General features: G+C 67.8%; 25 protein-coding genes. 19 read left to right on the plus strand and 6 right to left on the minus strand.

From position 1 onward, the window contains the following. Positions 1-10: 10 nt before the first annotated feature. Positions 11-967: a thiamine-phosphate kinase gene (locus QOI01_RS12260; RefSeq protein WP_526381228.1), complete on the plus strand. Its 957-nt coding sequence runs from the start codon at positions 11-13 to the stop codon at positions 965-967. Positions 968-995: 28 nt separating this feature from the next. After that, positions 996-1,679, plus strand: coding sequence for a uracil-DNA glycosylase (locus QOI01_RS12265; protein WP_526381230.1), 684 nt, complete (start codon positions 996-998; stop codon positions 1,677-1,679). Positions 1,680-1,696: 17 nt separating this feature from the next. On the opposite strand, the gene rpmB is transcribed toward QOI01_RS12265, so the two are convergent. Continuing rightward, positions 1,697-1,891 carry a 50S ribosomal protein L28 gene (rpmB, locus tag QOI01_RS12270; RefSeq protein WP_079926245.1) on the minus strand — a complete coding sequence of 65 codons (195 nt, stop codon included), beginning with the start codon at positions 1,889-1,891 and terminating at the stop codon, positions 1,697-1,699. Positions 1,892-2,094: 203 nt separating this feature from the next. Between rpmB and fakA the strand changes: the two genes are divergently transcribed. The 3 genes from fakA to QOI01_RS12285 are packed head-to-tail and all read left to right on the plus strand — an operon-like array spanning position 2,095 to position 6,667. After that, positions 2,095-3,726: a fatty acid kinase ATP-binding subunit FakA gene (gene fakA, locus QOI01_RS12275; RefSeq protein WP_526381232.1), complete on the plus strand. Its 1,632-nt coding sequence runs from the start codon at positions 2,095-2,097 to the stop codon at positions 3,724-3,726. A gap of 2 nt (positions 3,727-3,728) precedes the next feature. Next, positions 3,729-5,972, plus strand: a complete 2,244-nt coding sequence (gene recG / locus QOI01_RS12280) for an ATP-dependent DNA helicase RecG (protein WP_526381234.1) — start codon at positions 3,729-3,731, stop codon at positions 5,970-5,972. 20 nt (positions 5,973-5,992) lie between these two features. After that, positions 5,993-6,667, plus strand: a complete 675-nt coding sequence (locus QOI01_RS12285) for a GmrSD restriction endonuclease domain-containing protein (protein ID WP_526381273.1) — start codon at positions 5,993-5,995, stop codon at positions 6,665-6,667. Between the two features lie 10 nt (positions 6,668-6,677). Here QOI01_RS12285 and QOI01_RS12290 read toward each other — a convergent pair whose 3' ends face one another. From QOI01_RS12290 to QOI01_RS12310, 5 genes are all read right to left on the minus strand, one after another. Then, positions 6,678-7,532, minus strand: coding sequence for a DUF3159 domain-containing protein (locus tag QOI01_RS12290; RefSeq protein WP_526381236.1), 855 nt, complete (start codon positions 7,530-7,532; stop codon positions 6,678-6,680). A 54-nt stretch (positions 7,533-7,586) separates the two neighbouring features. Then, on the minus strand, positions 7,587-8,135 hold the full coding sequence (locus QOI01_RS12295; protein WP_526381238.1) for a hypothetical protein: 549 nt from the start codon (positions 8,133-8,135) through the stop codon (positions 7,587-7,589). Positions 8,136-8,173: 38 nt separating this feature from the next. Further along, positions 8,174-8,410, minus strand: coding sequence for a hypothetical protein (locus tag QOI01_RS12300; RefSeq protein WP_526381240.1), 237 nt, complete (start codon positions 8,408-8,410; stop codon positions 8,174-8,176). Positions 8,411-8,555: 145 nt separating this feature from the next. Further along, positions 8,556-9,407 (minus strand): aldo/keto reductase, encoded by an 852-nt coding sequence (locus QOI01_RS12305; protein WP_526381242.1) that lies wholly within the window; start codon positions 9,405-9,407, stop codon positions 8,556-8,558. A gap of 1 nt (position 9,408) precedes the next feature. Then, a complete protein-coding gene (locus QOI01_RS12310) occupies positions 9,409-9,894 on the minus strand; it encodes an aldo/keto reductase (protein WP_526381244.1) in 486 nt (161 codons plus the stop codon). Between QOI01_RS12310 and QOI01_RS12315 the strand changes: the two genes are divergently transcribed. The 14 genes from QOI01_RS12315 (at position 9,893) to ftsY (ending at position 26,071) form a co-directional block, all read left to right on the plus strand. Next, complete coding sequence (locus QOI01_RS12315; RefSeq protein ID WP_526381246.1) at positions 9,893-11,032, plus strand: alpha/beta hydrolase; 1,140 nt, start codon at positions 9,893-9,895, stop codon at positions 11,030-11,032. The genes QOI01_RS12310 and QOI01_RS12315 overlap by 2 nt on opposite strands. A gap of 34 nt (positions 11,033-11,066) precedes the next feature. Further along, positions 11,067-11,879, plus strand: coding sequence for a DsbA family protein (locus QOI01_RS12320; protein WP_526381248.1), 813 nt, complete (start codon positions 11,067-11,069; stop codon positions 11,877-11,879). Continuing rightward, a complete protein-coding gene (locus QOI01_RS12325; protein ID WP_526381249.1) occupies positions 11,876-12,496 on the plus strand; it encodes a vitamin K epoxide reductase family protein in 621 nt (206 codons plus the stop codon). The genes QOI01_RS12320 and QOI01_RS12325 overlap by 4 nt, the downstream gene beginning before the upstream one ends. 34 nt (positions 12,497-12,530) lie before the next feature. Beyond that, entirely contained in the window at positions 12,531-15,911 is a 3,381-nt protein-coding gene (locus tag QOI01_RS12330; RefSeq protein ID WP_526381251.1) for a pyruvate carboxylase, read from the plus strand. Beyond that, positions 15,908-16,474 carry a 16S rRNA (guanine(966)-N(2))-methyltransferase RsmD gene (gene rsmD / locus QOI01_RS12335; protein ID WP_526381275.1) on the plus strand — a complete coding sequence of 189 codons (567 nt, stop codon included), beginning with the start codon at positions 15,908-15,910 and terminating at the stop codon, positions 16,472-16,474. The genes QOI01_RS12330 and rsmD overlap by 4 nt, the downstream gene beginning before the upstream one ends. A gap of 11 nt (positions 16,475-16,485) precedes the next feature. Next, positions 16,486-16,965, plus strand: coding sequence for a pantetheine-phosphate adenylyltransferase (coaD, locus tag QOI01_RS12340; RefSeq protein ID WP_526381253.1), 480 nt, complete (start codon positions 16,486-16,488; stop codon positions 16,963-16,965). A gap of 211 nt (positions 16,966-17,176) precedes the next feature. Further along, positions 17,177-17,914 carry a cell division protein SepIVA gene (sepIVA, locus tag QOI01_RS12345; protein ID WP_526381255.1) on the plus strand — a complete coding sequence of 246 codons (738 nt, stop codon included), beginning with the start codon at positions 17,177-17,179 and terminating at the stop codon, positions 17,912-17,914. Between the two features lie 55 nt (positions 17,915-17,969). Further along, positions 17,970-18,596: a YceD family protein gene (locus tag QOI01_RS12350; RefSeq protein ID WP_526381257.1), complete on the plus strand. Its 627-nt coding sequence runs from the start codon at positions 17,970-17,972 to the stop codon at positions 18,594-18,596. Further along, a complete protein-coding gene (rnc, locus tag QOI01_RS12355; protein ID WP_526381259.1) occupies positions 18,593-19,330 on the plus strand; it encodes a ribonuclease III in 738 nt (245 codons plus the stop codon). Before QOI01_RS12350 ends, rnc begins: the two co-directional genes overlap by 4 nt. Further along, on the plus strand, positions 19,323-20,222 hold the full coding sequence (mutM, locus tag QOI01_RS12360; RefSeq protein ID WP_526381261.1) for a bifunctional DNA-formamidopyrimidine glycosylase/DNA-(apurinic or apyrimidinic site) lyase: 900 nt from the start codon (positions 19,323-19,325) through the stop codon (positions 20,220-20,222). The genes rnc and mutM overlap by 8 nt, the downstream gene beginning before the upstream one ends. A 93-nt stretch (positions 20,223-20,315) precedes the next feature. Continuing rightward, positions 20,316-20,723 carry an OsmC family protein gene (locus tag QOI01_RS12365; RefSeq protein ID WP_526381263.1) on the plus strand — a complete coding sequence of 136 codons (408 nt, stop codon included), beginning with the start codon at positions 20,316-20,318 and terminating at the stop codon, positions 20,721-20,723. Then, the gene (locus QOI01_RS12370) at positions 20,720-21,034 is read left to right on the plus strand and encodes an acylphosphatase (protein WP_526381264.1); all 315 of its coding nucleotides are present in this window, start codon (positions 20,720-20,722) and stop codon (positions 21,032-21,034) included. Before QOI01_RS12365 ends, QOI01_RS12370 begins: the two co-directional genes overlap by 4 nt. Positions 21,035-21,071: 37 nt before the next feature. Further along, positions 21,072-24,665, plus strand: a complete 3,594-nt coding sequence (gene smc, locus QOI01_RS12375; RefSeq protein ID WP_526381266.1) for a chromosome segregation protein SMC — start codon at positions 21,072-21,074, stop codon at positions 24,663-24,665. Between the two features lie 38 nt (positions 24,666-24,703). Further along, the gene (ftsY, locus tag QOI01_RS12380; RefSeq protein ID WP_526381268.1) at positions 24,704-26,071 is read left to right on the plus strand and encodes a signal recognition particle-docking protein FtsY; all 1,368 of its coding nucleotides are present in this window, start codon (positions 24,704-24,706) and stop codon (positions 26,069-26,071) included. The last annotated feature ends 20 nt before the right edge of the window (positions 26,072-26,091 follow it).

The following is a 26,091-nucleotide window of genomic DNA, read 5'->3' on the forward strand; positions in this document are numbered from 1 at the left end:
GGAAGGTGACATGGCCAACAGTGAGCGGGCGGAGACGCTCGCCGATCTCGGGGAGTTCGTCGTTATCGACCGGCTCGTCGATGGACGGGAGCAGCCCCCGTCCGTCCTGGTGGGGCCCGGCGACGACGCCGCGGTGATCGCCACGGGCGACGGTCGGACGGTGGTGTCGACGGACATGCTCGTCGAGGGACGGCACTTCCGACTCGACTGGTCGACGCCGCACGACGTGGGTCGCAAGGCGATCGCCCAGAATGCCGCCGACATCGAGGCGATGGGTGGGGTGGCCACCGCGTTCGTCGTCGCGTTCGGTGCACCGGCTCGCACCCTCGGCGACGACGTCGCGCGGCTCTCGGACGGCATGTGGCAGGAGGCCCGCAGCTTCGGCGCGAGCATCGTCGGGGGTGACCTCGTCGCCTCGCCGCAGTGGGTGATCTCGGTGACCGCGCTCGGCGACCTCGGCGGCCGCGAACCCGTGCTTCTCAGCGGCGCGCGGCCCGGCCACGCGGTGGCGGTCATCGGTGATATCGGGCGGTCCGCTGCCGGATATACATTGTGCCTCAGGGACATTCGCGATCACGTCGAGCTGCGCGAGAGTCACCTGGTGCCTTCGGTGCCCTACGGAGAGGGTCGCGTGGCAGCCGACGCCGGTGCCACGGCGATGACCGATGTATCCGACGGCCTTCTGGCGGATCTCGGACACGTCGCAGACGCATCCGGAGTGGGCATCGAGCTGTCGCGGGACGCATTGGCGGCGGATCACGACGGCGTCGCCGCCGTGGCGGCCGAGACGGGGGAGGACGCCTGGGGGTGGGTTCTGGGAGGTGGCGAGGACCACGCCCTCGTCGCGACGTTCCCCGGAGCCATCCCCGCCGGCTGGCGACGGATCGGCAGCGTGGTCGACGGACCCGAGCGGGTGCTGGTCGACGGCGCCGAATGGACCGGAAAGACGGGCTGGCAGTCGTTCTGACCGCAGGCGCACGCTAAGTTGACACCTCGTGACTGCACGCCCGCTCTCAGAACTCGTCGACGATGGTTGGGCTAGTGCCCTCGAGCCGGTCGCGGACCAGGTCACTCAGATGGGCGAGTTCCTGCGCTCGGAACTCGCGGCAGGCAGGCACTACCTCCCAGCAGGCGAGAACGTGCTGCGCGCGTTCACCTTTCCCCTTGAGCGAGTGCGCGTCCTCATCGTCGGGCAGGACCCCTACCCGACCCCTGGGCACGCGGTGGGGTTGAGCTTCTCGGTGGCTCCCGACGTGCGGCCGGTGCCGCGCAGCCTGGACAACATCTTCAAGGAGTACGCGACCGATCTCGGATACCCCACGCCGGGCAACGGTGACCTGACGCCGTGGGCCGAACGCGGCGTGATGATGCTCAACAGGGTGCTCACGGTCCAGGCGGGCACCCCCGCGTCGCACCGCGGCAAGGGTTGGGAAGCCGTGACGGAATGCGCGATCCGTGCGCTGGTCGCCAGGACGCAGCCGATGGTGGCGGTGTTGTGGGGGCGCGACGCAGCGACACTCAAGCCGATGCTGACGGGTCAGCACAGCGCGACGATCGAGTCGGTCCACCCCTCGCCGCTGTCGGCGTCGCGGGGTTTCTTCGGGTCGCGGCCGTTCAGCCGCACCAACGAACTGCTCGCGAAGATGGGCGCCGAGCCGATCGACTGGCGGCTGCCCTAACCCCGTACGTGACGGAACTAGCCGCGAGCGACCTTGCCCGCCTTGATGCACGACGTGCACGCGTTGATGCGCTTCTTGTTGCCGCCGGGACGGCTCACGGCGTGCACCGTCTGGATGTTCGGATCCCACCTGCGGTTGGTCCGACGATGGGAGTGCGACACCGACTTGCCGAAGCCGGGACCCTTCCCGCAGACATCGCATACCGCAGCCATGTGTAACTCCTTGATCGGTACTGGGGGGCCAACGACCGCAACGCGGGTGACCCGACAACCTGACCAGGATACCGGCCGCCCCTGCTATCGCCAAAACGGCGTCCACCGGTGCGAAACGGTGTGAATGCCGCGACGTGGTGTCAGGCACAGTGGCTAGGCTGACGCGCACAAAGCCGCGTTGGGTCTTCGAGAGAGGCGTAGGCATGTCCGCACGTCGACTCGACGCCACCGCCTTGCGGGAGTGGGCCCACACGGCCATCGCCCACCTCATCACCCGCACCGACGAGATCAACCGGCTGAACGTATTCCCCGTCGCCGATGCAGACACCGGCACCAACATGTTGTTCACCATGCGTGCGGCGTGTGCGCGCGCGGACGCGCATCCCGCGGCCGACGTGGTCGGAGTCGCCGCCGCGCTGGCCGAGGGCGCGTTGCAGGGAGCCCGTGGCAACTCCGGGGTGATCCTGTCCCAGATCCTGCGCGGCCTCGCCGACGTCACCCACGGTGGCGCCGCCGAACGCGACGGGGTGCTCGCCGACATCGACGGCCCCCTGCTCGCCTCCGCCTTGCGGCACGCGGTGGTCCTCGCCGACGCGTCGGTCGGCGAAACCGTGCCGGGGACCATCGTCTCGGTGCTTCAAGCCGCTGCGGGTGCGGCCGAGGACGCCGCGGCAGACCGCGCGGACATTGCAGACGTCGTGACGCAGTCGTCGGATGCCGCGGCGATCGCACTCGACAAGACTCCTCAACAGCTCGTCGTGCTGGCCGACGCCGGAGTGGTCGACGCGGGCGGGCGCGGCCTGCTGGTCCTGCTCGACGCGTTGACCACCACGCTGGTGGGGCGGGCTCCGCACCGGATTGCCTACGAGCCGTCCGGTGCGGGCACTCCACCAGGGGCAGTGCCCGTGGTGGCACCGCCACAGTTCGAGGTGATGTACCTCCTCAATGGTTGCGACCACGCGGGGGTCGAGGTGCTGCGGACCCGGCTCGAGCGGCTCGGCGACTCGATTGCCATCGCCGCATCGGGCACAGAGGGCCGCTACTCGGTGCACGTCCACGCCGACGACGCGGGGGGAGCCGTCGAGGTGGCACTGGACGTCGGTGTGCCGAGCCGGATCCAGATCACCGCGCTGACCGGTGCTGCAGGCGCGCGACCACCCAGTGGATGGACCCACGACAGAGCGGTGTTGGCGATCGTGGACGGCGATGGCGCCAAGGCGCTGTTCGAGGGGGAGGGTGCGCACGTCCTGCGTCCGGAGGCCGATGCGGCGATCAGTGCCCAACACCTCCTACGCGCGCTGGTCGACGCCGGAGCCGCCCAGATCCTGGTTCTGCCCAACGGATACGTCGCCGCCGAGGAACTGGTCGCCGGATGCACGGCGGCCATCGGGTGGGGTATCGACGTCGTGCCCGTGCCCGCTGGGTCCATGGTGCAGGGTCTCGCCGCGCTGGCCGTGCACGACGCGGGCCGTCAGGCCGTCGACGACGGCTACACCATGGCGCGCGCCGCCGCGCGGGCCAGGCACGCGTCGGTGCGGGTGGCCACAGAGGAGGCGCTGACGTGGGCAGGCACCTGCACACCGGGCGACGGTCTTGGCATCTCGGGAGACGAGGTGCTGATCGTCGGCAAGGACGTCACGGCCGCGGGCGCCGGTCTGATCGATCTTCTGCTGAGCTCCGGCGGTGAACTCGTCACCGTACTGACCGGAGCGGGTGTCGATCCCGGCGTGGGTGCGGCGCTTCAGGACCACGTGCACCACCAGCACCTCGGCGCCGAGTTGGTGACCTATCACACCGGTCACCGTGGCGATGCGCTGCTGATCGGAGTGGAGTAGACGTGGTCAAGCTCACGGACCGCCTCGACCGCGTCATCGGCGCCAAGTCCGCAGGCCCCCTCGAGGAGCACTTCGGCATTCGCACCGTCGACGACCTGCTGCGGCACTATCCGCGCAGTTACAGCCAGGGCATGTCAGTGCTCGACGAGGATTGGGAGCCACCCGAGGAGGGGGAACACGTCACCTTCGTCGACGTGATCACGAAGGCGGACGTCCGCTGGACCAACCGGCAGCCCAAGCGGGAGTTCCTCGTCGTCACACTGGGCAACCGCAGACCGAAGGTGACGGCCACGTTCTTCAACGCCAAGTTCACCAAGAAGATCCTGGTCGAGAAAACCCGCCTGATGTTGTCCGGCGAGGTCGGATTCTTCAACGGCACAATGCAGTTGACGCATCCGGCGTTCCTGATCCTGGAGGGCGCCGGGGAGGGCAAGGGCAGCCGGTCATTGGCCAAGATCGCCGAGACCTCGCGGAAGACCGACGGCGAGGTGCTGCTCTCGGCGTTCGAGCGCGACTTCTTCCCCATCTATCCGGCGAGCGCCAAGGTTCAGAGCTGGGATATCTTCGCGTGCGTCCGCCAGGTCCTCGACGTGCTGGATCCCGTCGAAGACCCGTTGCCCGAAACGGTTCTGCGCTCACGGGATCTGGTCTCCGAGGACGAGGCGCTGCGCGCCATCCATCTGGGGGAGCGCGAGGAGGACAGGGACCGCGCCAGGGAGCGGCTGGCCTTCGACGAGGCCGTTGGGCTGCAGTGGGCGCTGGTCGAGCGTAGGCATGGCGCGCTGAGCGAGACGGGTCCGCCCGCACCGCCATTGGACAACGGGCTGGCCGCTTCGCTGTCGCGGCAGTTGCCGTTCGAACTCACCGCCGGTCAGCGCGAGGTACTCGACGTCCTGTCGACCGAGCTCGCCGACACCAAGCCGATGCACCGGATGCTGCAGGGCGAGGTGGGCTCGGGTAAGACGATCGTCTCGGTGTTGGCGATGGCGCAGATGGTGGACGCCGGATACCAATGCGCCCTGCTGGCACCGACGGAAGTCCTTGCCGCCCAACATGCCCGCTCCATCCGCGACGTGCTCGGCCCGCTTGCCATGGCGGGTCAGCTCGGCGGCCAGGACGGAGCGACCAGGGTGGCGCTCCTCACCGGATCGATGTCCCCGCAGCAGAAGCGCCAGGTGCGCGACGAGGTCGCCGGTGGCGGGGCGGGCATCGTCGTCGGCACGCACGCGCTCCTGCAGGACGCCGTCGAGTTCCACAACCTCGGCATGGTCGTCGTCGACGAACAACACCGCTTCGGTGTCGAACAGCGGGATCGACTGCGCGCCAAAGCCGTCGGCGGTATCACGCCGCACCTGCTGGTGATGACGGCCACCCCGATTCCGCGGACCGTCGCCCTCACGGTCTACGGCGACCTCGAAACGTCCGTTCTTCGCGAGCTGCCGCAGGGCAGGCGCCCGATCGCCACCAACACCATCTTCATGGGGCAGCAGACCAAGTGGGTGCAGCGGGCCTGGCAGCGGATCGTCGAAGAGGTCGGGGCAGGACGGCAGGCGTACGTCGTGGCCTCGCGCATCGACGAGACCGATGGCAACGGGAAGGCCGAGAAGGGCAGGGGCAGGGAGGAAGCTGGGCCACCCGCCACCTCAGTCGTCACCCTGTTCGAACACCTCGGTCGCGGTCCGCTGGAGGGGCTGAGGCTCGGCTTGATGCACGGCAGGCTCAGCGGCGACGAGAAGGACGCCGTCATGACGGCATTCCGCGCAGGCGAGGTCGACGTGCTGGTCTGCACGACGGTCATCGAGGTCGGTGTCGACGTGCCCAATGCCACCGTGATGTTCGTGATGGACGCCGACCGTTTCGGCATCAGCCAGCTGCACCAGCTCCGCGGGCGCATCGGCCGCGGCGAGCACCCGAGCCTGTGCCTGCTGGCCACCAACCTCCCCGAGGATTCCAAGGCCGGCGCCCGGCTCAAGGCCGTCGCGTCGACCCTCGACGGGTTCGCGCTCGCCGACCTCGACCTAGAGGAGCGCCGCGAGGGCGACGTGCTCGGGCTCAGCCAATCGGGAAAGCCGATCACGCTACGGCTGCTGTCACTGGCCGCGCACCGCGAGATCATCGAGGCCGCACGGGCGTTCGCCGAAACAGTCTACGAAGCCGACCCCAGACTCCTCAAGCACCGCGGAATCGCTTTGCTGGCAGCGCCGTTCGCCGAAACGGAGCGCGTCGAATACCTGGACAAGGCGTGAAGAGGATCGTCTGGCTCTTCATGGGTGTGGTGCTCGCCATCGTGGTCGCGGTTCAAGTCACGGTGTCCGTCCGCGCAACCCGATTCGTCGCCGACGCCGACGTGCCCACCGTCGCGCCGGGAGTCGACATCCTGGTGGACATCCCGCTCATTCCGGTGCGCGTGCGCGGACACGACTATCGCCGCGCGGCCTTCGGCGACGCCTGGACCGACGACACCAGTGCGCCGGGCGGACACAACGGCTGCGATACCCGCAACGACATCCTCGACCGCGACCTCGTCGACAAGACCTTCACGGCGATCAAGCGATGCCCGACGGCGGTGGCCACGGGCACGCTGCACGACCCCTACACCAGCGACACCGTTGCGTTCACCAGGGGCAATCAGGTCGGGGCTGCAGTGCAGATCGACCACATCGTGCCCCTGGCGCTGGCCTGGGATCTCGGCGCGCGGGACTGGCCGCAGGACCTGCGGATGCGTTTCGCCAACGACCCGGCCAACCTGCTGGCCGTCGATGGCAAGGTCAACCAGGACAAGAGCGATGCCGAGCCTGCCGACTGGATGCCGCCCAACCATGCCTTCTGGTGCCAGTATTCGGTGCAGTTCGCCGCCGTGCTGCGGGGATACGCGCTGCCGATCGACGAACGATCGGCGGTCGTGCTGCGCGACGCCGCGGCCACCTGCCCGACGGGCTGAATGGGGATGTCTAAGCGCCTGGGTCGCCGTCACGGACGGGCTTGTCGGGCTTGGCAGAGACCGCTCGAATCAGCGCGGCCCCAACCGCTCCGAGGATGGCCATGCCGATGCCGATTGCCTCGGAGAGCGCGTGGGTGACCCAGCCGAAGACGCCTGCGCCCAGGATGAAGGTGGGCAGCCAGTCGTACAGCGTGGAGATCGGTGGTGGGATCTCCTCCGGTTCTCCCCGGTCGGCGGCGTCCTTCGCCCCGGCGTAGGCGGGATAGAACTCGGAGAACGCCACCGCGAAGAAGAGCATGGCGATCTGAAGGACCCACCCCGTCCAGAAGTTGTTGGAATCGTGAAGGACCGCGTCCCCGATGACACCGATGACCGCCGACGCGGTGAACGCGGCCGCCCACACCGCCGAGATCGCATAGTTAATGTGCAGGAACAGTGAGGTTTCCCAATACTCTTGCGGTGCAAGTTCTTTGGCATATGGCACCGTGAACGGTCGGCGCACGATCAATGTCGCGTAGGCGAACAGGGCCAGGGCCACATTCGTAAGTTCACCGGCCCAAAGTTCGAGCCACCGGATGGTCCCGTCCGAGGCGGTCAAACCCACGACGGCGAGGATCGCGAAGAACATCACCCCGAAGACCTCGAGGGAGTGGATGCCGATACCTCGCCGACTGCCGACCCACAGCATCAGCAGCGTCAGGCCGAGGGCCACGCAGACGGCTTCCTCGAACCGGCCCGGCGTCGAGAACAGCGAAAACAGTGCCCACGGTGCGATTCCGGACAGGGGGGAGTCGAGGAATGCGTCGATGACGGTGCCGGGTGTGCCTGGCTTGTAGTCGCCGGGCTGCGGAGCCGGACCGGTCATTCGAAACCCCGAGTTCGGAAACGTCCCGAGCTGTACCCGAGCCGGGAAAAGCGGTCAGGGGGTGAGCGAATCCTTGATCGCGGTGTCCTGTTTCTGGCCGTAGTCGGTGACCATGTCCAGCGGTACGGAATCCTTGGCTGGGCCTTCGAATTCGATGGAGGCGGCAGCATTGCCCTCGGTGAACGACAGCACGCTGACGGATTTGGTGCCATCGGGTGAGGGACCCGTTGTCACGGTTCCGCCGGTCCCCACCGCCGCTGGCTGAGTCTTCCCGTTGCTTACCCGATCACCCAGGCTGCCCTGGATTTCGGTGATCGCCGCCGTTGCCGCTCGTGGGTCGGGCAGGACGAGGAGGGTGTTCGTTATCTGGCGGGTGTTGTCGCGATGGGTGTAGACCGTCGTGACGCCTGGCTGACCGTTCGGATTGGTGCTCGGCGGACCGGCGGTATAGGCATTCGAGTCAGTGATGACGTTCGGGCTGACGAGGATTGCGCCGTAGTCATCGGGTTGCGCTGCAGCGCGGTTGAATCCCCCGATGGTCATACCGGCCGCCAAGAGTGCGGCGGCAGTCAGACCGCCGATCGCGATCAAGGGTCTGTTCATTGCCGACCTGCTCCGTCCGTTGGTGTCCGTTCGTGCGATCAGCAGGGGTAGCACGCAAAACCCCGCCACCCGTCGCGCCAGAACCACCCCGGCCCACAGCCCATGGCACCGGTTCCGCCCGCACAGTCGAGCATCTGTACCGCCGGTCGCGGCGTCGGCGCGGACACGGTGCTGTTCGCCTGGTGTGAGACCTGCGCTGCCATCGCGGGCTGAGCGGTCGCCAACGAGCCGCTCAAAAGTGCTCCCACGACGACGGCCATGGCAATCTCGTGCATCGCGCCTCTTCCAGTTGCGAGTCTGATGCGCGTGAGATTACACGGTTTCGAATTGCTTGCTGACTAAAGCGTCAATACCGCGAAAACGAGGTCTACCCTGCTGATCTCGGCTCTTGCCGCCAGGATCCAAAACGGCCACCGTGGGCTAGGTGCCGGTGTACGTCGCGGGGTCGGGTCGGAAGCGGGTGCCTTCGTCGAGCGCGTTGAGCGCGTCCATGTGCTCTGCTGCCAGCTCGAACTCGAACACGTCGGAGTTCTCGACGATGCGCTCGGGCGTCGCCGACCGCGGAATCACCACGTTGCCGAGCTGCAGGCTCCACCGGATGAGCACCTGAGCGGCCGACTTTCCGTACTCACCCGCGATCGACGTGACGGCCGGGTTGTCCAGAAGGTGGCCGACGCCCAGAGGACCGTAGGCCTCGGTGACGATGTCGTGCTCGGCGTTGGCCGCGCGCAGCTCGGCCTGGTTCAGCAGCGGATGCAGCTCGATCTGGTTGATGGCCGGCGGGACGTAGGTCAGTTCGATGATGTTGTTCAGATCCTCGGCGGAGAAGTTGCAGACGCCGATCGACTTGGCGACGCCGTCATCCCGTAGCTTCAGCATCCCGCCCCAGCTGTGCAGGTAGACGCCAGGATCTCCAGCAGGCCAGTGGATCAGGTAGGCGTCGACGTAGTCCGTGCCGAGCCGCTCGGCGCTGGCCCTGCAGGCGTCCTGGGCCGCCCGGAAGCCCTGATCGGAGGTCGCCAGCTTGGTGGTGACGAAGATCTCGGCACGCGGAATGCCCGATGCCGCGATGGCGCGGCCCACCGCGGCCTCGTTGCCGTACGCAGCCGCCGTGTCGATGAGTCGAATGCCGATCTCGAGCGCGGTCGAAACCGAGCGCTCAGTCTCGGCGTCCGACAGCTCGCCGACGCCGAGGCCGAGAGCCGGGATGCTGTTCTCGTCGTTGAGAGCCACCGAAGGAATGGGGCTGGGAATCGCTGCCGCCGAGGTCATGTCACCTACCCGTGAAGTTGAATGTGCGTGGATCGGGACCCAGTCGTGTTTCATCCGCCAGCGAGCCGATGGACTCCATGTCCTGGTCGCGGAGCTCGAAGTCGAACACGTCGAAGTTGCTCACAATCCTTTCGGGGTTCACCGATTTCGGGTTGACGATATTACTTAGCTGGACGTGCCACCTAATCAGCACCGGCGCTGGCGCTTTTTCTTGCGCGTCGGCAATGGAGTCCACGGTCGCGTTCTGGTACACGTCGTCGCGGGCGATTCCAGCCGCGGCCGCGCCCTTCATGGCCAGGCCAATCTCTGACTCGTTGCCGTATGCGGCCGCCGTTTCGACGTGCCGATGACCTGCGGCGAGCGCGGCGCTGACCGCCCGCTCGGTGTCGCCCGCGGGGGTCTGCCATACGCCAAGCCCGACGGTTGGTATGGAGTTACCGTCGTTGAGTGCGATCGCCTGCGACCAAGGATTCAAAGGAGAAGCCATGACGAGAATTCTGCCAGTTCGGGTTCCGTCCACGAGACCCGCCGCACCGGTTCTGCACGGGTACGTAGGCAGGCCCAGCCGCGCACGGCTGACCGTTGTCAACGCCTCCAGTGGTGTGGTGCTGCGCCTTCTACCCCACCTGCCCGACTCCGTGAAACGCTTCCTGCTCGGCCGCAGGACGGTGACGATCGATGGAAACACTCTCGACACCACGCTGCAGTTCATGCTGGCCGCTCGCCGATCGTCGGGAGTCAACGGGTTGGTCGCCAGCAGCGACGTCACCGTGGCGCGGTCGCAGCTGAGGAAGCTGGCCTCGATGATCGACGCAGGCATCGCCGTCGGCGTCAGGGACACGTCGATACCCGGTCCAGCAGGTCCGATTCCGGTTCGGCACTACACACCGGTCAACGGGGTGGGATCCGAGCCGTTCCTCGTCTTCTTCCACGGTGGAGGATTCGTCATCGGCGATCTCGAAACCCACGACGACCTGTGCCGGTTGATGTGCCGCGACGCGGGAGTGCACGTCCTGGCGATCGACTACCGGCTGGCTCCCGAGCACCCCGCGCCCGCGGCCGTCGAGGACTGCTACGCGGCCTACCGCTGGTCGCTGGAGCACGCAGCCGAGCTCGGAGCCGACCCGTCGAGGGTGGCAGTCGGCGGCGATAGCGCGGGCGGCAACCTCGCCGCGGTGATCTCCCAGTTGGCGCGCAACGATGGCGTCGGCGTGCCAGTGCTCCAACTGCTGCTCTATCCGGTCACCGACTTCGCGGCCGACACCAGATCCAAGACGCTCTTCGCCGACGGCTACTTCCTCACCAAGAAGGAGATCGACTGGTTCAGGGAAAACTACCTGTCGGGAAGCTCACTGGACGTGAGGGATCCTCGGATTTCGCCACTGTTCGCCGCCGACCTGACGGGTCTGCCACCGGCGATGGTGCTCACGGGCGGCTTCGATCCGCTCCGCGACGAGGGAAATCAGTACGCCGAGGCGCTTGCCGCGGCTGGCGTCCCCGTCGATCACCGGCAATTCGGGCCCCTGGTGCACGCGTTCGCCAACTTCTTCCCGCTCGGCGGCGCCAGCGCCACTGCGATGGCAGAGACGGTGTCCGCGCTGCGGGCGCACCTGAGCCGCGCGTGACGGATGCAATGAGTCCCGCCGGTACCCTAGTGCCGTGGCCACGAAACCCAAGAAGTCCGCCAGCTACGACCTTAAGGCCGCTGACCGCCGACGCAACGTGATGATCCAGGTCGGGCTCACCGCGATCGTCGTCGTCTTCGCGGTGGTTCTGGTGCTCTACATCGTGATGTCCGGTGACAAGAAGCCGACCGGTGGCGAGGCCAAGTCGGTTCGCGTCACGTCGAGCAAGCTGATCAAGAAGGTGGGCACCACCGAGCCGAAGGCCGTGCTGTCGCTCTACGAGGACTTCCTCTGCCCCGTCTGCGGTCAGTTCGAGCAGCAGTTCGGCCCCACGGTCACGCAACTGATCGACAGCGGCGCGGTGGCCGCCGACTACTACATGGTCGCGATCCTCGACCGGCCCACCAATCAGAACTACTCGTCGAGGGCATCGGCGGCCGCCTACTGCGTGGCCGACGAGGACACCACCCCCGACAAGCAGTTCTTCCGGCGCTTCCACGCCGCGCTCTATTCGCAGCAACCCAGTGAGACGGGTTCGGTGTTCCCCACCAACGCGCAGCTGATCGAGACCGCGCGCCAGGCCGGGGTCGTGGGCAAGGTTCCCGAGTGCATCAACAGTGGCCGCTACGTCGACATGGCCAACGGTCTTGCCGCGGCGACGAACGTCAACGGCACCCCGACCGTCCGGATCAACGGCGAGGACTACAAGTTCTCCACGCCCGACGCGCTGGTGGCCAAGATCAAGGAGATCGTCGGCGACGTTCCCGGGCTGACCGCCGCACCGCCCGCCGCAGCTCCCACGCCACCGGCCCCGGCTCCGCCTGCGAACCAAACCCCCACGTCGTGACCGTCGCCGCTGCGAGCGAGACCGCATCGACCGAGCCGGGCGAGCGCCCGCCGACGCGGACGGCGAGCGCGGTGTGGGTCCTGATCGCGGGCGCCGTCGGCCTCATCGCGGCCATCACGCTGACGATCGAGAAGATCAAGCTACTGGAGAACCCCGCCTACGTTCCGTCCTGCAGCATCAACCCGGTGCTGTCGTGCGGCTCGGTGATGGTCACTCCGCAAGCGTCCGAGTTCGGTTTTCCGAACCCGCTGATCGGAATCGTGGCGTTCACGGTGGTCGTAGTCACGGGTGCTCTTGCCGTGGCCAAAGTAACTCTGCCGCAGTGGTTTTGGGCTGGACTCGCCACGGGCACCCTGCTCGGCGTCGTCTTCATCCACTGGCTGATCTTTCAGAGCCTGTACGTCATCGGCGCGCTGTGCCCGTACTGCATGGTGGTGTGGGCCGTCACGATTCCGCTGCTGGTCGTGGTGTCGTCGATCGCCCTTCGCCCGTTGGCGGGCAACGGGTTTGGGCGATTCGCCTATCAATGGCGCTGGTCCCTCGTGGCGTTGTGGTTCACCGCCCTGATCCTGATGGTCCTCGCGCGCTTCTGGAACTACTGGTCCACGTTGATCTAGGCCGCAGCGGGTCGCGGGGGAGTTAGGGTAGCGCGTGATCTCCAAACTGCTGGTTGCCAACCGCGGTGAGATTGCGATCCGGGCATTCCGCGCGGCCTACGAGATGGGTATCTCCACGGTTGCGGTGTACGCCTACGAGGATCGCAATTCGTCTCACCGACTGAAGGCCGACGAGTCCTACCAGATCGGTGAGACGGGCCACCCGGTCCGTGCTTATCTGTCAGTCGACGAGATCATCCGCGTCGCCAGACACGCAGGCGCCGACGCGGTGTACCCGGGCTACGGATTCCTCTCGGAGAACCCCGAACTGGCCGCCGCGTGTGCCGAGGCCGGTGTCACGTTCGTCGGTCCCGGCGCCCACGTGCTGGAGCTGACGGGCAACAAGGCCCGCGCGATCGCCGCGGCGCGGGAGGCGGGTCTGCCGGTCCTCGCGTCCTCGGCGCCGTCGGCGTCGGTGGACGAGCTCGTCGGCGCTGCGGCGGACATGCAGTTCCCGCTTTTCGTGAAGGCGGTTTCCGGCGGCGGCGGACGCGGGATGAGGAGGGTGGCCGAACCGGGGGCGCTCGTCGAGGCGATCGAAGCCGCCAGCCGCGAGGCGGAGTCGGCGTTCGGCGATCCGATGGTCTACCTCGAGCAGGCCGTGTTGAACCCACGCCACATCGAGGTGCAGATCCTGGCCGACGGTCAGGGCAACGTGATCCACCTGTTCGAACGGGACTGCAGCGTGCAGCGCCGCCATCAGAAGGTGATCGAGCTGGCGCCCGCGCCGAATCTGCCCACCGAACTGCGGGACCGGATCTGTGCGGACGCCGTCGCGTTCGCCAGGCAGATCGACTACACCTGCGCGGGCACCGTGGAGTTCCTGCTCGACGAGCGCGGTGATCACGTGTTCATCGAGATGAATCCCCGCATTCAGGTCGAGCACACCGTCACCGAGGAGATCACCGACGTCGACCTGGTGGCCAGCCAGTTGCGCATCGCCGCGGGGGAGACGCTGGCCGACCTTGGCCTGAGCCAGGACATGGTGACGGCGCGCGGTGTTGCTATGCAGTGCCGGATCACCACCGAGGATCCCGGCAACGGTTTTCGGCCCGACACGGGCCGCATCACCGGCTACCGCTCACCCGGTGGTGCGGGCATCCGCCTGGACGGCGGCACCCACCTGGGCGCCGAGATCAGCGCGCACTTCGACTCGATGCTGGTGAAGCTGACGTGCCGGGGCCGCGACTTCTCCACGGCGGCGACGCGTGCCAAGCGCGGGTTGGCCGAGTTCCGGGTGCGAGGGGTCTCGACCAACATCCCGTTCCTGCAGGCAGTGGTCGACGATCCCGACTTCCGGGCGGGCCGGGTCACCACGTCGTTCATCGACGAGCGGCCGCATCTGCTCACAGCGCACACGTCCGCGGACCGCGGCACGAAGATCCTCAACTACCTCGCCGAGGTCACCGTAAACACGCCCTACGGGGGCAGCCAGCGGGTCTACCCGCAGGACAAGCTCCCCGATTGCGACCTCGAATCGACGCCGTCACCGGGCAGCAGGCAGCGGCTGCTCGAGCTGGGACCCGAGGGTTTCGCGGCGTGGCTACGGGACTCGCCGGCGGTGGGAGTCACCGACACCACGTTCCGCGACGCCCATCAGTCGTTGCTCGCCACCCGGGTGCGGACCACCGGCCTTACGCTGATCGCGCCGTACATCGCCAGGATGACGCCGCAACTGTTGTCCATCGAGTGCTGGGGTGGCGCGACTTACGACGTGGCCCTGCGGTTTCTGAAGGAAGATCCGTGGGAGCGGCTGGCTGCGCTGCGCGAGGCGGTGCCCAACATTTGCCTGCAGATGCTGCTGCGGGGCCGCAACACCGTCGGCTACACGCCGTACCCGGAGGTGGTCACTGAAGCGTTCGTGCAGGAGGCCACCGCGACGGGCATCGACGTCTTCCGCATCTTCGACGCGCTCAACAACGTCGAGTCGATGCGGCCTGCCATCGATGCGGTGCGTGAAACCGGTTCTGCCGTCGCCGAAGTCGCGATGAGCTACACCGGCGATCTGTCCGACCCCGCCGAGACCCTGTACACCCTGGACTACTACCTCCGGCTCGCCGAGCAGATCGTCGAAGCGGGCGCCCACGTGCTGGCGATCAAGGACATGGCCGGCCTGCTGCGACCGCCCGCGGCGACGACCTTGGTCACCGCGCTGCGTAGTCGGTTCGACCTGCCCGTGCACGTGCACACCCACGACACCCCCGGCGGCCAGCTGGCCACCTACACCGCCGCGTGGCAGGCGGGCGCCAGCGCGGTCGACGGTGCCGCCGCCCCGTTGGCTGGCACCACCAGCCAGCCCGCGTTGAGTTCGATCGTCGCCGCGGCCGCGCACACCAGCTATGACACCGGGCTGTCGCTGCCCGCCGTATGCGACCTCGAGCCTTACTGGGAGGCGCTGCGAAAGGTGTACTCGCCCTTCGAATCCGGCCTGCCCGCTCCGACCGGGCGGGTATACGAACACGAGATTCCCGGTGGCCAGCTGTCGAACCTGCGTCAGCAGGCGATCGCGCTGGGCCTTGGCGACCGGTTCGAGCAGATCGAGGAGGCCTACGCCGCGGCCGACCGCGTACTCGGTCACCTGGTGAAGGTCACGCCGTCGTCGAAGGTCGTCGGAGACCTAGCGCTGGCCCTGGTCGGCGCGGGCGCCACGGCGGACGAATTCGCAGCCGACCCGGCACGATTCGACATCCCCGACTCCGTGATCGGGTTCCTGCGCGGGGAATTGGGCGATCCGCCGGGTGGATGGCCCGAACCGCTGCGCACCAAGGCGCTGGCCGGCCGCGCCGCGGCCAAGCCGGTTCAGCGAATCGCCGCCGACGACGAGGTGGCTCTGACGAAGCCGGGCCACGACCGTCAGGCCACCCTCAACCGGCTCCTGTTCCCTGGCCCGACAAAGGAATTGGAGGAGCACCGGGAGATCTACGGTGACACCTCGCGGCTGAGTGCCAACCAGTTCTTCTACGGCCTGCGCCATGGTGACGAGCACCGCATCCAGATCGATCGTGGCGTCGACCTCATCATCGGGCTCGAGGCGATCTCCGATGCCGACGAACGCGGAATGCGCACCGTGATGTGCATCATCAACGGTCAACTCCGGCCGGTCGTGGTGCGTGATCAGTCCATCGCCGCCGGCGTCCCTGCCGCGGAGAAGGCCGACCGCGCAAACTCCGATCACGTCGCGGCCCCGTTCGCAGGCGTCGTCACCGTCAACGTCGCCGAGGGCGATCAGGTCAGTGCCGGGCAGACCATCGCCACCATTGAGGCGATGAAGATGGAGGCCGCGATCACCGCGCCCAAGGCGGGCACCGTCAACCGGGTCGCCGTCACGGCCACGGCGCAGGTAGAAGGTGGCGACCTCCTGGCGGTGATCCGCTGACCCGCATCATCGGCGGTCGATTCGGAGGCCGCCGGATTGCGGTGCCACAGCAACGATCTGGACGGGGAACCCGGCCCACCACCGATCGCGTCCGCGAGTCCCTGTTCAACCTCCTGACCGCCCGACTCGACCTGGCGGGCACCGCGGTGCTCGATCTGTACGCGGGCTCTGGCGCCCTTGGGCTGGAGGCGCTTTCGCGCGGCGCCGCCTCGGCGGTGTTCGTTGAGTCCGATCGCCGCGCCGCCGCCGTCATCGCCGACAACGTGCGCACTCTTGGTGCGGCGGGCGCGGTGGTGCGCTGCGGCCAGGTGGCGTCGGTTCTCGCGGCCGGCGCCGCGACACCAGCCGACGTGGTCTTAGCAGACCCGCCGTACGAGGTCGCCTCGGCCGACGTCGAGGCGGTTCTGGCCGTCCTCGCCGACCATGGCTGGCTGGCCGCAGGGGCGATCGCGGTCGTCGAACGTTCTGCGTCCAGTCCGGTGTTGACGTGGCCGGCCGGTTGGACTGCAGGCAAGGACCGCCGCTACGGCGACACCCGCCTGGAGTTCGGCGAGATCGCGTAGCGTCGTCGGACATGAGTGGCGCCGTATGCCCAGGCTCGTTCGACCCCGTGACCCTCGGCCACATCGACGTGTTCGAGCGGGCGGCAGCCCAGTTCGACGAGGTCGTCGTGGCGGTGCTGGTGAATACGAACAAGTCGGGCATGTTCACCTCCGAGGAGCGCATCGACCTGATCCGTGAGTCGACGACGCACCTGCCGAACCTTCGGGTCGAGAGTGGCAGCGGGTTGGTCGTCGACTTCGTGAAGTCCCACGGGCTCACCGCGATCGTCAAGGGGCTGCGCACGGGCACCGACTTCGAGTACGAGCTGCAGATGGCGCAGATGAACAAGCACGTCGCGGGGGTGGACACCTTCTTCGTCGCGACGACGCCGCAGTACTCCTTCGTGTCGTCGTCGCTCGCCAAGGAGGTCGCGGTGCTCGGCGGTGATGTCTCGGAATTGCTGCCCGAGCCCGTCAACGCACGTCTGCGGGTCAAACTCGCCGAGCGCTGACGCTTCGCCTGCCATTGCGCGCCGAGCGTGCGGCCATGGCGAGAAATCCGCCGGAATGTCGCCGTGGCGGCACGTTGGGAGAGGGTCGGGAGCACGGCCGCCGAGCCCACCCGAATTAACCGCCGTCGCGACTCACCGGCGTGGCGTGCCTAGTCACACGGGTAACACCAGGCACACTGGTAACAACCAACTAGGCCGGGAGGGTGTTGCCGTGTACCGAGTATTTGAGGCGCTCGACGAGCTCGGAGCGATCGTCGAGGAAGCCCGCGGCGTGCCGATGACGGCGGGCTGCATGGTGCCGCGTGGCGACGTGCTCGAATTGCTGGACGACATCAAGGATGCGATCCCTGGCGAGCTCGACGACGCCCAGGACGTTCTCGACGCCCGCGACGGGATGCTGCGCGAGGCGAAGGACCACGCCGACTCGATGGTCTCTTCGGCGACCGCCGAGGCCGACTCGCTGGTCAACCACTCCCGTGGCGAGGCGGACCGGATCCTCTCCGACGCCAAGGGGCAGGCCGATCGCATGGTCGGTGAGGCGCGCCAGCACGCCGAGCGGATGGTCGGTGAGGCCCGCGAGGAAGCCAACCGCATCTCGATCATGGCCAAGCGCGAGTACGAGGCCAGCACCGGACGCGCCAAGGCCGAAGCCGACCGCCTCATCGAGAACGGCAACATCTCTTATGAGAAGGCCGTCCAGGAAGGCATCAAGGAGCAGCAGCGACTGGTGTCCCAGACCGAGATCGTGCAGACCGCGACGTCGGAGGCGACCCGCCTGATCGACACCGGGCACGCCGAGGCCGACCGCCTCCGTGGCGAGTGCGACATCTACGTCGACAGCAAGCTGGCCGAGTTCGAGGAGTACCTCAACGGCACGCTCCGCTCGGTCGGGCGCGGACGCCACCAGTTGCGCACCGCCGCGGGCACGCACGACTACGCCCAAAGATAAGCCCAAAGATAAGCCCAAATTAAGAGGGGACTGACCGCGGCCGTAGGATCGACAGATGGCCGGGAAGTCGAAGCGTGGCGTGCACCACGGCTCACGATCAGGCTCACGATCGCCCTTCGTGCTGGATGTCTCGCGACTCGGTCTTCGGCCCGGTTCGATGATCACCTTCCATGAAACCGTGTCCGCGCCGTCGCGCATCGGCATCGAGCTGATCGCCATTCCCGAGGGCGTTCCCGTCGAACTCGACCTGCGCCTCGAGTCGGTGTCCGAGGGAGTGCTCGTCAGCGGCACGGTTTCCGCGCCGACCGAGGGCGAGTGTGCCCGCTGCCTGACTCCTGTCACTGGCGACGTCCAGATCGACCTCACCGAGTTGTTCGCCTACCCGGACAGCGCCACCGAGGCCACCACCGACGACGATGACGAGGTCGGGCGGGTCGTCGACGACAGGGTCGACCTCGAGCAGCCGATCATCGACGCCGTCGGCATGATGCTGCCGTTCTCGCCCGTGTGTCGCGACGACTGTCCTGGCCTGTGTCCGGAGTGCGGCGTTCCGCTTGCCGACTTCGAGGGTGACGCCGAGCCCCACCACCACGACGTCATCGACCCGCGATGGGCAAAGCTCACCGCGCTCAAGCCCCCCGAGGAGGGGCCGCCGGAACCGGCGGCAGGAGGACGCGGGTGACGGTCGATCGCGCACCACTGCTCGAAGCGCTTGGCGTCGACCTGCCCGAGGATCTGCTGACGCTCGCCCTTACGCACCGCAGCTACGCCTACGAGGCAGGTGGCCTGCCCACCAACGAGCGTCTCGAGTTCCTCGGGGACGCCGTGCTCGGGCTGGTGATCACCGCCGAGATCTTCACCAGGTACCCGGATCGCAGCGAGGGTGAACTGGCCAAGCTGAAGTCCGCCGTCGTCAACACCCGGGCGCTGGCACGGATCGCCAGGACCATGACCGAGGACGGACTGGGCGCCTATCTCCTGCTCGGCCGCGGCGAAGTCGCCAGCGGTGGAGCGCACAAGGCCAATCTGCTCGCCGACGCGGTGGAGTCGCTGCTCGGCGCGACCTACGTCCAGTACGGACACCGGGTCGCAGGAGAGGTCATCATCCGACTGTTCGCCGACGTGCTCGAAGCCGCCGCCAACCTCGGCGCCGGGCTCGACTGGAAGACCAGCCTGCAGGAACTCGCGGCGGCGCGACGGCTGGGTGTCCCTGCGTACGTCGTCTCGTCGACCGGCCCCGAACACGACAAGCACTTCACGGCGCGGGCGATCGTCGGCGAGAAGGACTACGGCCAGGGCGCAGGGCGTACCAAGAAGGAGGCCGAACAGCACGCCGCCGCAGCCGCGTACAACGCGCTCGAGGCCGCCATCGACGGTGCCCAAGACGACGACGCCATGCCCGAGCAGGATGCCTGAGCTTCCCGAGGTCGAGGTGGTCCGGCGGGGGCTCGCCGCCTACGTGGTCGGCAAGTCGATCACCGCGGTCCGCGTGCACCATCCCCGCGCGGTGCGACGGCACGTGGAGGGGGCCGCCGATCTGACGGCGCGACTGCTCGACAACACGATCACCGGAACGGGTCGGCGGGGAAAGTACCTGTGGCTCACCCTCGGCAGCGGTGAGGCATTGGTCGTCCACCTCGGGATGAGTGGACAGATGCTGCTCGGGGCTCCGGAGGGCAGGAGCGAAGCGACTGGGGAATCACTGAAGCCGAAGTCCGAGCACCTGCGCGTCGCCACGCTGCTGGACGACGGCACCGCGTTGAGCTTTGTCGATCAGCGTACGTTCGGCGGGTGGATGCTCGCCGAGCTCGTCACCGTCGACGGCACCGAGGTGCCCGTCCCCGTCGCGCACGTCGCCCGCGACCCCCTCGATCCGCTGTTCGATACTGCGGCCGTGGTAAAGGTGTTGCGGCGCAAGCATTCCGAGATCAAGCGTCAGCTGCTCGACCAGAAGGTGGTGTCGGGCATCGGCAACATCTACGCCGACGAGGCGCTGTGGCGGGCGAAGGTCAACGGGGCGCGCATCGCGGAATCGTTGACCAAGCCGACGCTCAAGGCGATCCTCGACCACGCAGCCGACGTCATGCGCGATGCCCTCGGCCAGGGCGGCACGTCGTTCGACTCGCTGTACGTCAACGTCAACGGCGAATCGGGTTACTTCGACCGGTCGCTGGACGCGTACGGGCGGGAGGGCGAACCGTGCCGGCGCTGCGGCGCGGTGATGCGGCGCGACAAGTTCATGAACCGGTCGTCGTTCTACTGCCCACGGTGCCAGCCACGGCCGCGCCAGCCGAGACCGCGGCGTTGACAGTCAAGCCCCGCCGAAATGGAATTCCCTGTCGTTGAGCGGGCACGGCAACGACAAGGAATGCTATTTCGGCGAACAGAGTTGAGGAGCAACATGACGGATCTCTGGGTCGAGCGCACGGGCGTGCGCCGTTACACCGGGCGCAGCACTCGGGGCGCTGAGGTGTTGATCGGGTCCGAGGACGTCGACGGCGTGTTCACTCCGGGTGAGCTGCTCAAGATCGCGCTCGCGGCGTGCAGCGGCATGAGCAGCGACCACTCACTTCGCAGCAGGCTCGGTGATGATTACGAGGCGACGATCAGAGTGTCGGGTCCCGCCGACCGCGAGCAGGAGCGCTATCCGCTCATCGCGGAGAACCTCGAGGTCGACCTGTCGGGCCTGTCCGAGGAGGAGCGACGCAAGCTCCTCGTCATCGTCGAGCGTTCGATCGACAAGGTGTGCACCGTTGGCCGCACCTTGAAGACGGGCACGGAGGTCACCTTCGAGGTCACCGAGAAGTGACCGGGCAGGCAGGCGACGGGGTTGACGGCCGGGTTGACGAACAAGTCCGCCTGAGTGCCTGGGTGCACGGTCGCGTCCAGGGTGTCGGCTTCCGCTGGTGGACGCGTGCGAGGGCGTTGGAAATCGGGCTGACCGGGTTCGCGGCCAACACGGACGACGGTCGGGTGCACGTGGTGGCCCGCGGTCCGCGCGCGTCGTGTCAGCGGCTGCTCGACCTGCTGCAGAGCGGCACGACACCGGGTCGTGTCGACACGGTCGTCCACGACTGGTCGGGCCCTGGCGACCCGATCGAAGGGTTCGCCGAGCGATAGGGCTACCGGACGGTGCCTGGAGGTACTGTGGCACGTCATGCACCTCAAGAGTCTGACGCTGAAGGGCTTCAAATCCTTCGCGTCGCCGACGACTCTGCGCTTCGAGCCGGGCATTACCTGCGTCGTGGGGCCCAACGGATCGGGCAAGTCGAACGTGGTCGACGCCCTGACATGGGTCATGGGCGAACAGGGCGCAAAGACCTTGCGTGGCGGCAAGATGGAGGACGTCATCTTCGCCGGGACGTCGACCCGAGCGCCACTTGGGCGCGCCGAGGTGACACTGACCATCGACAACTCGGACAACGCGCTACCCATCGAGTACTCCGAGGTCTCCATCACCCGCCGGATGTTCCGCGACGGGGCTGGCGAATACGAGATCAACGGCAGCAGTTGCCGACTGATGGACGTTCAGGAGCTGCTGTCGGACTCCGGCATCGGCCGTGAGATGCACGTCATCGTCGGGCAGGGCAAGCTCTCGGAGATCCTCGAGTCCCGGCCGGAGGACCGTCGGGCGTTCATCGAGGAAGCGGCCGGTGTGCTCAAGCACCGCAAGCGCAAGGAGAAGGCGGTCCGCAAGCTCGACTCGATGTCAGCGAACCTCAATCGGCTCTCCGACCTGACGACCGAGTTGCGGCGCCAGCTCAAGCCGCTGGGGCGCCAGGCCGAGATGGCTCGGCGATCCCAGACCATCCAGGCCGACCTGCGCGACGCCCGGCTCCGGCTGGCCGCCGACGACCTGGTCATTCGGCGTAGCGAGTTCAACGACACCAACCAGGCCGAGACCACGCTGCGGCGCGAGCACGACGAGATCAGCACCCGCCTTGAGACCGCCACCATCGAGTTGACCACCCACGAGGCGGCGGTTGGCGCTTTGAGCGAGCGCGCCGAGGCGTCCCAGCAGACGTGGTTCCGGCTGTCCGCGCTCGCCGAGCGAGTCAGCGCGACCGTGCGGATCGCCAGTGAGCGGGCGCAGATGCTCGAGGTCGACGCCGAGGTGTCCCAGGGCGCCGACCCCGACGCGCTCGAGGCGCAAGCCGACGAGGTCGCCGCGCACGAGCAGCAGCTGCTCGCCGAGCTGGCGGACTCCAGGGCGCGGCAGGAGGCTGCCCGCGCCGAGCTCGGCGAGCGCGAACGCATCGCCGCCGAGGCCGAACGCGCACATCTGGCCGCCGCCCGCGCGGAGGCGGACCGTCGCGAGGGACTGGCCCGGCTCTCCGGTCAGGTCGACACCATGCGCACCCGTGTCGAATCGATCGATGAAGGGGTAGCACGACTTTCGGTCAGCATCGAGGATGCCGCCACCCGGGTACAGCATTCCCGGGCGGAGTTCGAGACCATTCAGAGCCGCGTCGACGAACTCGACGCGGGGGAGGTCGGCCTCGACGAACAACACGACCGCACGGTAAGCGCGCTGCGGCTTGCCGACGAGCGGGTCGCCGAGTTGCAGGCCGCCGAACGCGCCGCCGAACGCCAGGTCGCGTCGCTTCGCGCCCGCATCGACGCGTTGGCGGTGGGGCTCGACCGCAGGGACGGCGCGGCGTGGCTGCAGAAGAACCACGGTGGAACCGGACTTCTGGGTTCGGTCGCCAAGATGCTCCGGGTTCGTACCGGCTACGAGGCTGCGGTCGCCGCGGTGCTCGGGTCGGCAGCCGATGCGCTGGCCGCCGAGAACTCCGGTGCCGCGCGATCAGCAGTCGCGGCCCTCAAGCAGGCCGATGGCGGTCGTGCGGCCATCGTCCTCGGCGGCTGGCCCGAAGCTCAAGTGTCACAGCAGGATTCCGCGCAAAACCTGCCCAACGGAGCGTCGTGGGCGCTGGACGTCGTCGAAGCCTCGCCGCAGCTGCGCGGAGCCATCGCCGCGATGCTCGCCGGGGTCGTGGTGGTCGGTGATCTGAGCGCGGCATTGGATCTGGTGGCGTCACACCCTCGCCTTCGTGCGGTGACCTCCGACGGTGACCTGGTCGGCGCGGGCTGGCTGACCGGTGGCTCCGACCGCAAACCGAGCACACTGGAGATCACCTCCGAAATCGAGAAGGCCCGAGCTGAATTGGCGTCCTCAGAGCGCCAGGTGTCCGAGCTCGCCGCTGCGTTGTCGGGTGCGCTGACCGAGCAGGCGTCGCGGCAGGACTCCGCTGAGGATGCGATGGCCGCGCTCAACGAATCCGATGCCGCGATCGCGGCGATCTACGAGCAGCTTGGCAGGCTGGGCCACGAAGCCCGTGCCGCAGAAGACGAATGGCAGCGACTCATCGGCCAGCGCGACGAACTGGAAGCCGGCCGGGTGCGCACCTTCGAGGAGCTCTACGCACTCGAGGAACGACTGCACAACGCACAGCAGGAACCGACGTTCGATGCCGAGCCGGTGGACCGACAGGAGTCCGTCGCCGCGGCCGAAGGCGCAAGGGCAGCCGAGTTCGAAGCACGGTTGACGGTGCGCACGGCCGAGGAGCGGGCGAACGCCGTTCGCGGGCGGGCTGATTCGCTTCGTCGCGCGGCGGTCGCCGAGCGTGAGGCACGGGTGCGGACCCAGCGGGCGCGCGAAGCGCGTGAGCTCGCCGCATCGATGGGGGCTGCGGTCGCGGAGTCGGGCCGACTGGTCGCCGCGCGACTGGCCACGGCGGTCGCGGTTGCGGGACGAACCAGGGACGGGCTGGCCGCCGAGCGCAGCCACCGCGCGGAGGCGCTGGCAAGAGTGCGCCAAGAGGTCAACGAGCTCAATGCCAGGGTCGCCGCGCTCACCGACTCGTTGCATCGCGATGAGGTGGCCAAGGCTCAGGCGGCGCTGCGCATCGAGCAGCTCGAGCAACAGGCGCTCGAGCAGTTCGGCATGGCGACCGACGATCTGGTCGCCGAGTACGGGCCCCACGTTTCGCTTCCACCGACCGAGCTGGAGATGGCGGAGTACGGACAGGCCAGGGATCGCGGCGAACAGGTGACTGCGCCCGCGCCTCTGCCGTTCGACCGTGCCACACAGGAGCGTCGAGCCAAGAAGGCCGACCGCGAACTGGCTGAGCTGGGCCGGGTGAATCCTCTTGCGCTGGAAGAGTTCGCGGCGCTCGAGGAGCGTTACACCTTCCTGTCCACGCAGCTGGAGGACGTGAAGGCGGCGCGCAAGGACCTGCTCGACGTGATCACCGACGTCGACAACCGCATTCTTCAGGTCTTCGCCGAGGCGTACGCCGACGTGGAGCGCGAGTTCACCCAGGTGTTCGCGACGCTGTTCCCCGGTGGTGAGGGCCGTCTCATCCTGACCAACCCGGATGACATGCTCACCACCGGCATCGAAGTCGAGGCCAGGCCGCCGGGCAAGAAGATCAAGCGGCTCTCGCTACTGTCCGGCGGGGAGAAGGCGCTCACGGCGGTGGCGATGCTCGTCGCGATCTTCCGCGCCCGCCCGTCGCCCTTCTACGTCATGGACGAGGTCGAGGCCGCGCTCGACGACGTCAACCTGCGACGCCTCATCAGCCTGTTCGAACAGCTTCGAGAGGTGTCGCAGCTCATCGTCATCACCCACCAGAAGCCCACGATGGAGATCGCCGACGCACTGTACGGCGTCACCATGCGCGATGACGGCATCACCACCGTGATCTCGCAGCGGATGCGCGGACAGGAACTCGTCACCGCCACCTGAGGTTCTCCGAGCCCGATGCACCCTGCGACAATGGCGTCGTGTCGCAAGGTCAGTTGGTAGCTCTGTGGATAGCCCTAGCGGTCGTCGCCGTTCTCGTCGTAGCAGCGCTGATCGTTGGCCTGGCGCGATACCGGCGACGACGGATCAGCCTTTCGGCGCCCGAGGATGCCACGCCGGTCGACAAGTCCGGCGGCTACACCGCGTCGTCGACGATCTCCTTCACCAAGTCGACGGACACGGCCGTGCCGCCGGCCGCCCGCTTGGACACCCCGCTGGATGTCGGGGGACTACCCGCCGTCGGGGACGACGCGACCATCCCGCGTGACGCGCCCAAGCGGACCATCTCAGACGTGCGGCTACCCGAGCCGCCGGCCCCCGACGTCGCGGCCGCTCCCGACGTGCCGGAATCCGTAGCGGAAGTCCCAGGGGTGCAAGCCCCCGAGGCTGAAGTTTCCCAAGCGGAGGCGCCGGGGATCGAACCGATCGCCCCGCCCGACGGCAGGCTGGAACGCCTCCGCGGACGGCTCTCGAAGTCCCAGAACGCACTCGGCCGCAGCATGCTCGGCCTGCTCGGCGGCGGTGACCTCGACGAGGATTCCTGGGAAGCCGTCGAGGACACCCTGCTCATCGCGGACCTCGGTCCCGTCGTCACCGAATCGGTGGTCAGCGCGCTGCGCGCCAGGATGGCCGCAACCAGCGTGCGGTCCGAGGCAGACGCCAGAGCAGTGCTTCGCGACGTCCTCATCAACGAGCTACGGCCCGAGCTCGATCGCTCCATCAAGGCGCTGCCGCACGACGACAAACCGTCGGTGCTGCTGGTCGTCGGCGTCAACGGAACGGGCAAGACGACCACTGTCGGCAAACTGGCTCGCGTGCTCGTCGCCGACGGCAGACGCGTCGTGCTCGGCGCGGCCGATACGTTCCGCGCGGCGGCTGCCGACCAATTGCAGAGCTGGGCATCGCGGGTCGGCGCCGAGGTGGTGCGTGGCGCGGAGGGCGCCGATCCCGCGTCGGTGGCCTTCGACGCGGTGGATCAAGGCATCGCCACCGGGGCAGACGTAGTGGTGATTGACACGGCAGGCAGACTGCACACCAAGACCGGTCTGATGGACGAACTAGGCAAGGTCAAGCGGGTCGTGACCAAGCGTGCCGTCGTCGACGAAGTCCTTCTGGTGCTGGATGCGACCATTGGCCAGAACAGCCTTCCCCAGGCCCGCGTCTTCGCCGAGGTCGTCGACATCACCGGGGTTGTGCTGACGAAGCTGGACGGTACAGCCAAGGGCGGCATCGTCTTTCGCGTGCAACAGGAGTTGGGCGTGCCGGTCAAGCTGGTCGGACTCGGGGAGGGCCCCGATGACCTCGCACCGTTCGAACCCGCCGCGTTCGTCGACGCCCTGCTCGGCTAACGCCCTGACGAGGCGATTAA

This window comes from Mycobacterium sp., assembly GCF_032162605.1.
In the GTDB taxonomy this organism is placed as follows: domain Bacteria; phylum Actinomycetota; class Actinomycetes; order Mycobacteriales; family Mycobacteriaceae; genus Mycobacterium.

What these genes read in the sequence shown, in the direction of transcription:
- fakA (WP_526381232.1), top strand. Translation starts at nt 2,095, where the DNA reads ATGTCCGCACGTCGACTCGACGCCACCGCCTTGCGGGAGTGGGCCCAC.
- QOI01_RS12310 (WP_526381244.1), bottom strand. Translation starts at nt 9,894, where the DNA reads ATGGCTTCTCCTTTGAATCCTTGGTCGCAGGCGATCGCACTCAACGAC.
- QOI01_RS12365 (WP_526381263.1), top strand. Translation starts at nt 20,316, where the DNA reads ATGACGGATCTCTGGGTCGAGCGCACGGGCGTGCGCCGTTACACCGGG.
- QOI01_RS12305 (WP_526381242.1), bottom strand. Translation starts at nt 9,407, where the DNA reads ATGACCTCGGCGGCAGCGATTCCCAGCCCCATTCCTTCGGTGGCTCTC.
- mutM (WP_526381261.1), top strand. Translation starts at nt 19,323, where the DNA reads ATGCCTGAGCTTCCCGAGGTCGAGGTGGTCCGGCGGGGGCTCGCCGCC.
- smc (WP_526381266.1), top strand. Translation starts at nt 21,072, where the DNA reads ATGCACCTCAAGAGTCTGACGCTGAAGGGCTTCAAATCCTTCGCGTCG.
- QOI01_RS12300 (WP_526381240.1), bottom strand. Translation starts at nt 8,410, where the DNA reads ATGCACGAGATTGCCATGGCCGTCGTCGTGGGAGCACTTTTGAGCGGC.
- QOI01_RS12290 (WP_526381236.1), bottom strand. Translation starts at nt 7,532, where the DNA reads ATGACCGGTCCGGCTCCGCAGCCCGGCGACTACAAGCCAGGCACACCC.
- rpmB (WP_079926245.1), bottom strand. Translation starts at nt 1,891, where the DNA reads ATGGCTGCGGTATGCGATGTCTGCGGGAAGGGTCCCGGCTTCGGCAAG.
- QOI01_RS12350 (WP_526381257.1), top strand. Translation starts at nt 17,970, where the DNA reads ATGGCCGGGAAGTCGAAGCGTGGCGTGCACCACGGCTCACGATCAGGC.
- QOI01_RS12315 (WP_526381246.1), top strand. Translation starts at nt 9,893, where the DNA reads ATGACGAGAATTCTGCCAGTTCGGGTTCCGTCCACGAGACCCGCCGCA.
- QOI01_RS12285 (WP_526381273.1), top strand. Translation starts at nt 5,993, where the DNA reads ATGGGTGTGGTGCTCGCCATCGTGGTCGCGGTTCAAGTCACGGTGTCC.
- QOI01_RS12260 (WP_526381228.1), top strand. Translation starts at nt 11, where the DNA reads ATGGCCAACAGTGAGCGGGCGGAGACGCTCGCCGATCTCGGGGAGTTC.
- coaD (WP_526381253.1), top strand. Translation starts at nt 16,486, where the DNA reads ATGAGTGGCGCCGTATGCCCAGGCTCGTTCGACCCCGTGACCCTCGGC.
- QOI01_RS12295 (WP_526381238.1), bottom strand. Translation starts at nt 8,135, where the DNA reads ATGAACAGACCCTTGATCGCGATCGGCGGTCTGACTGCCGCCGCACTC.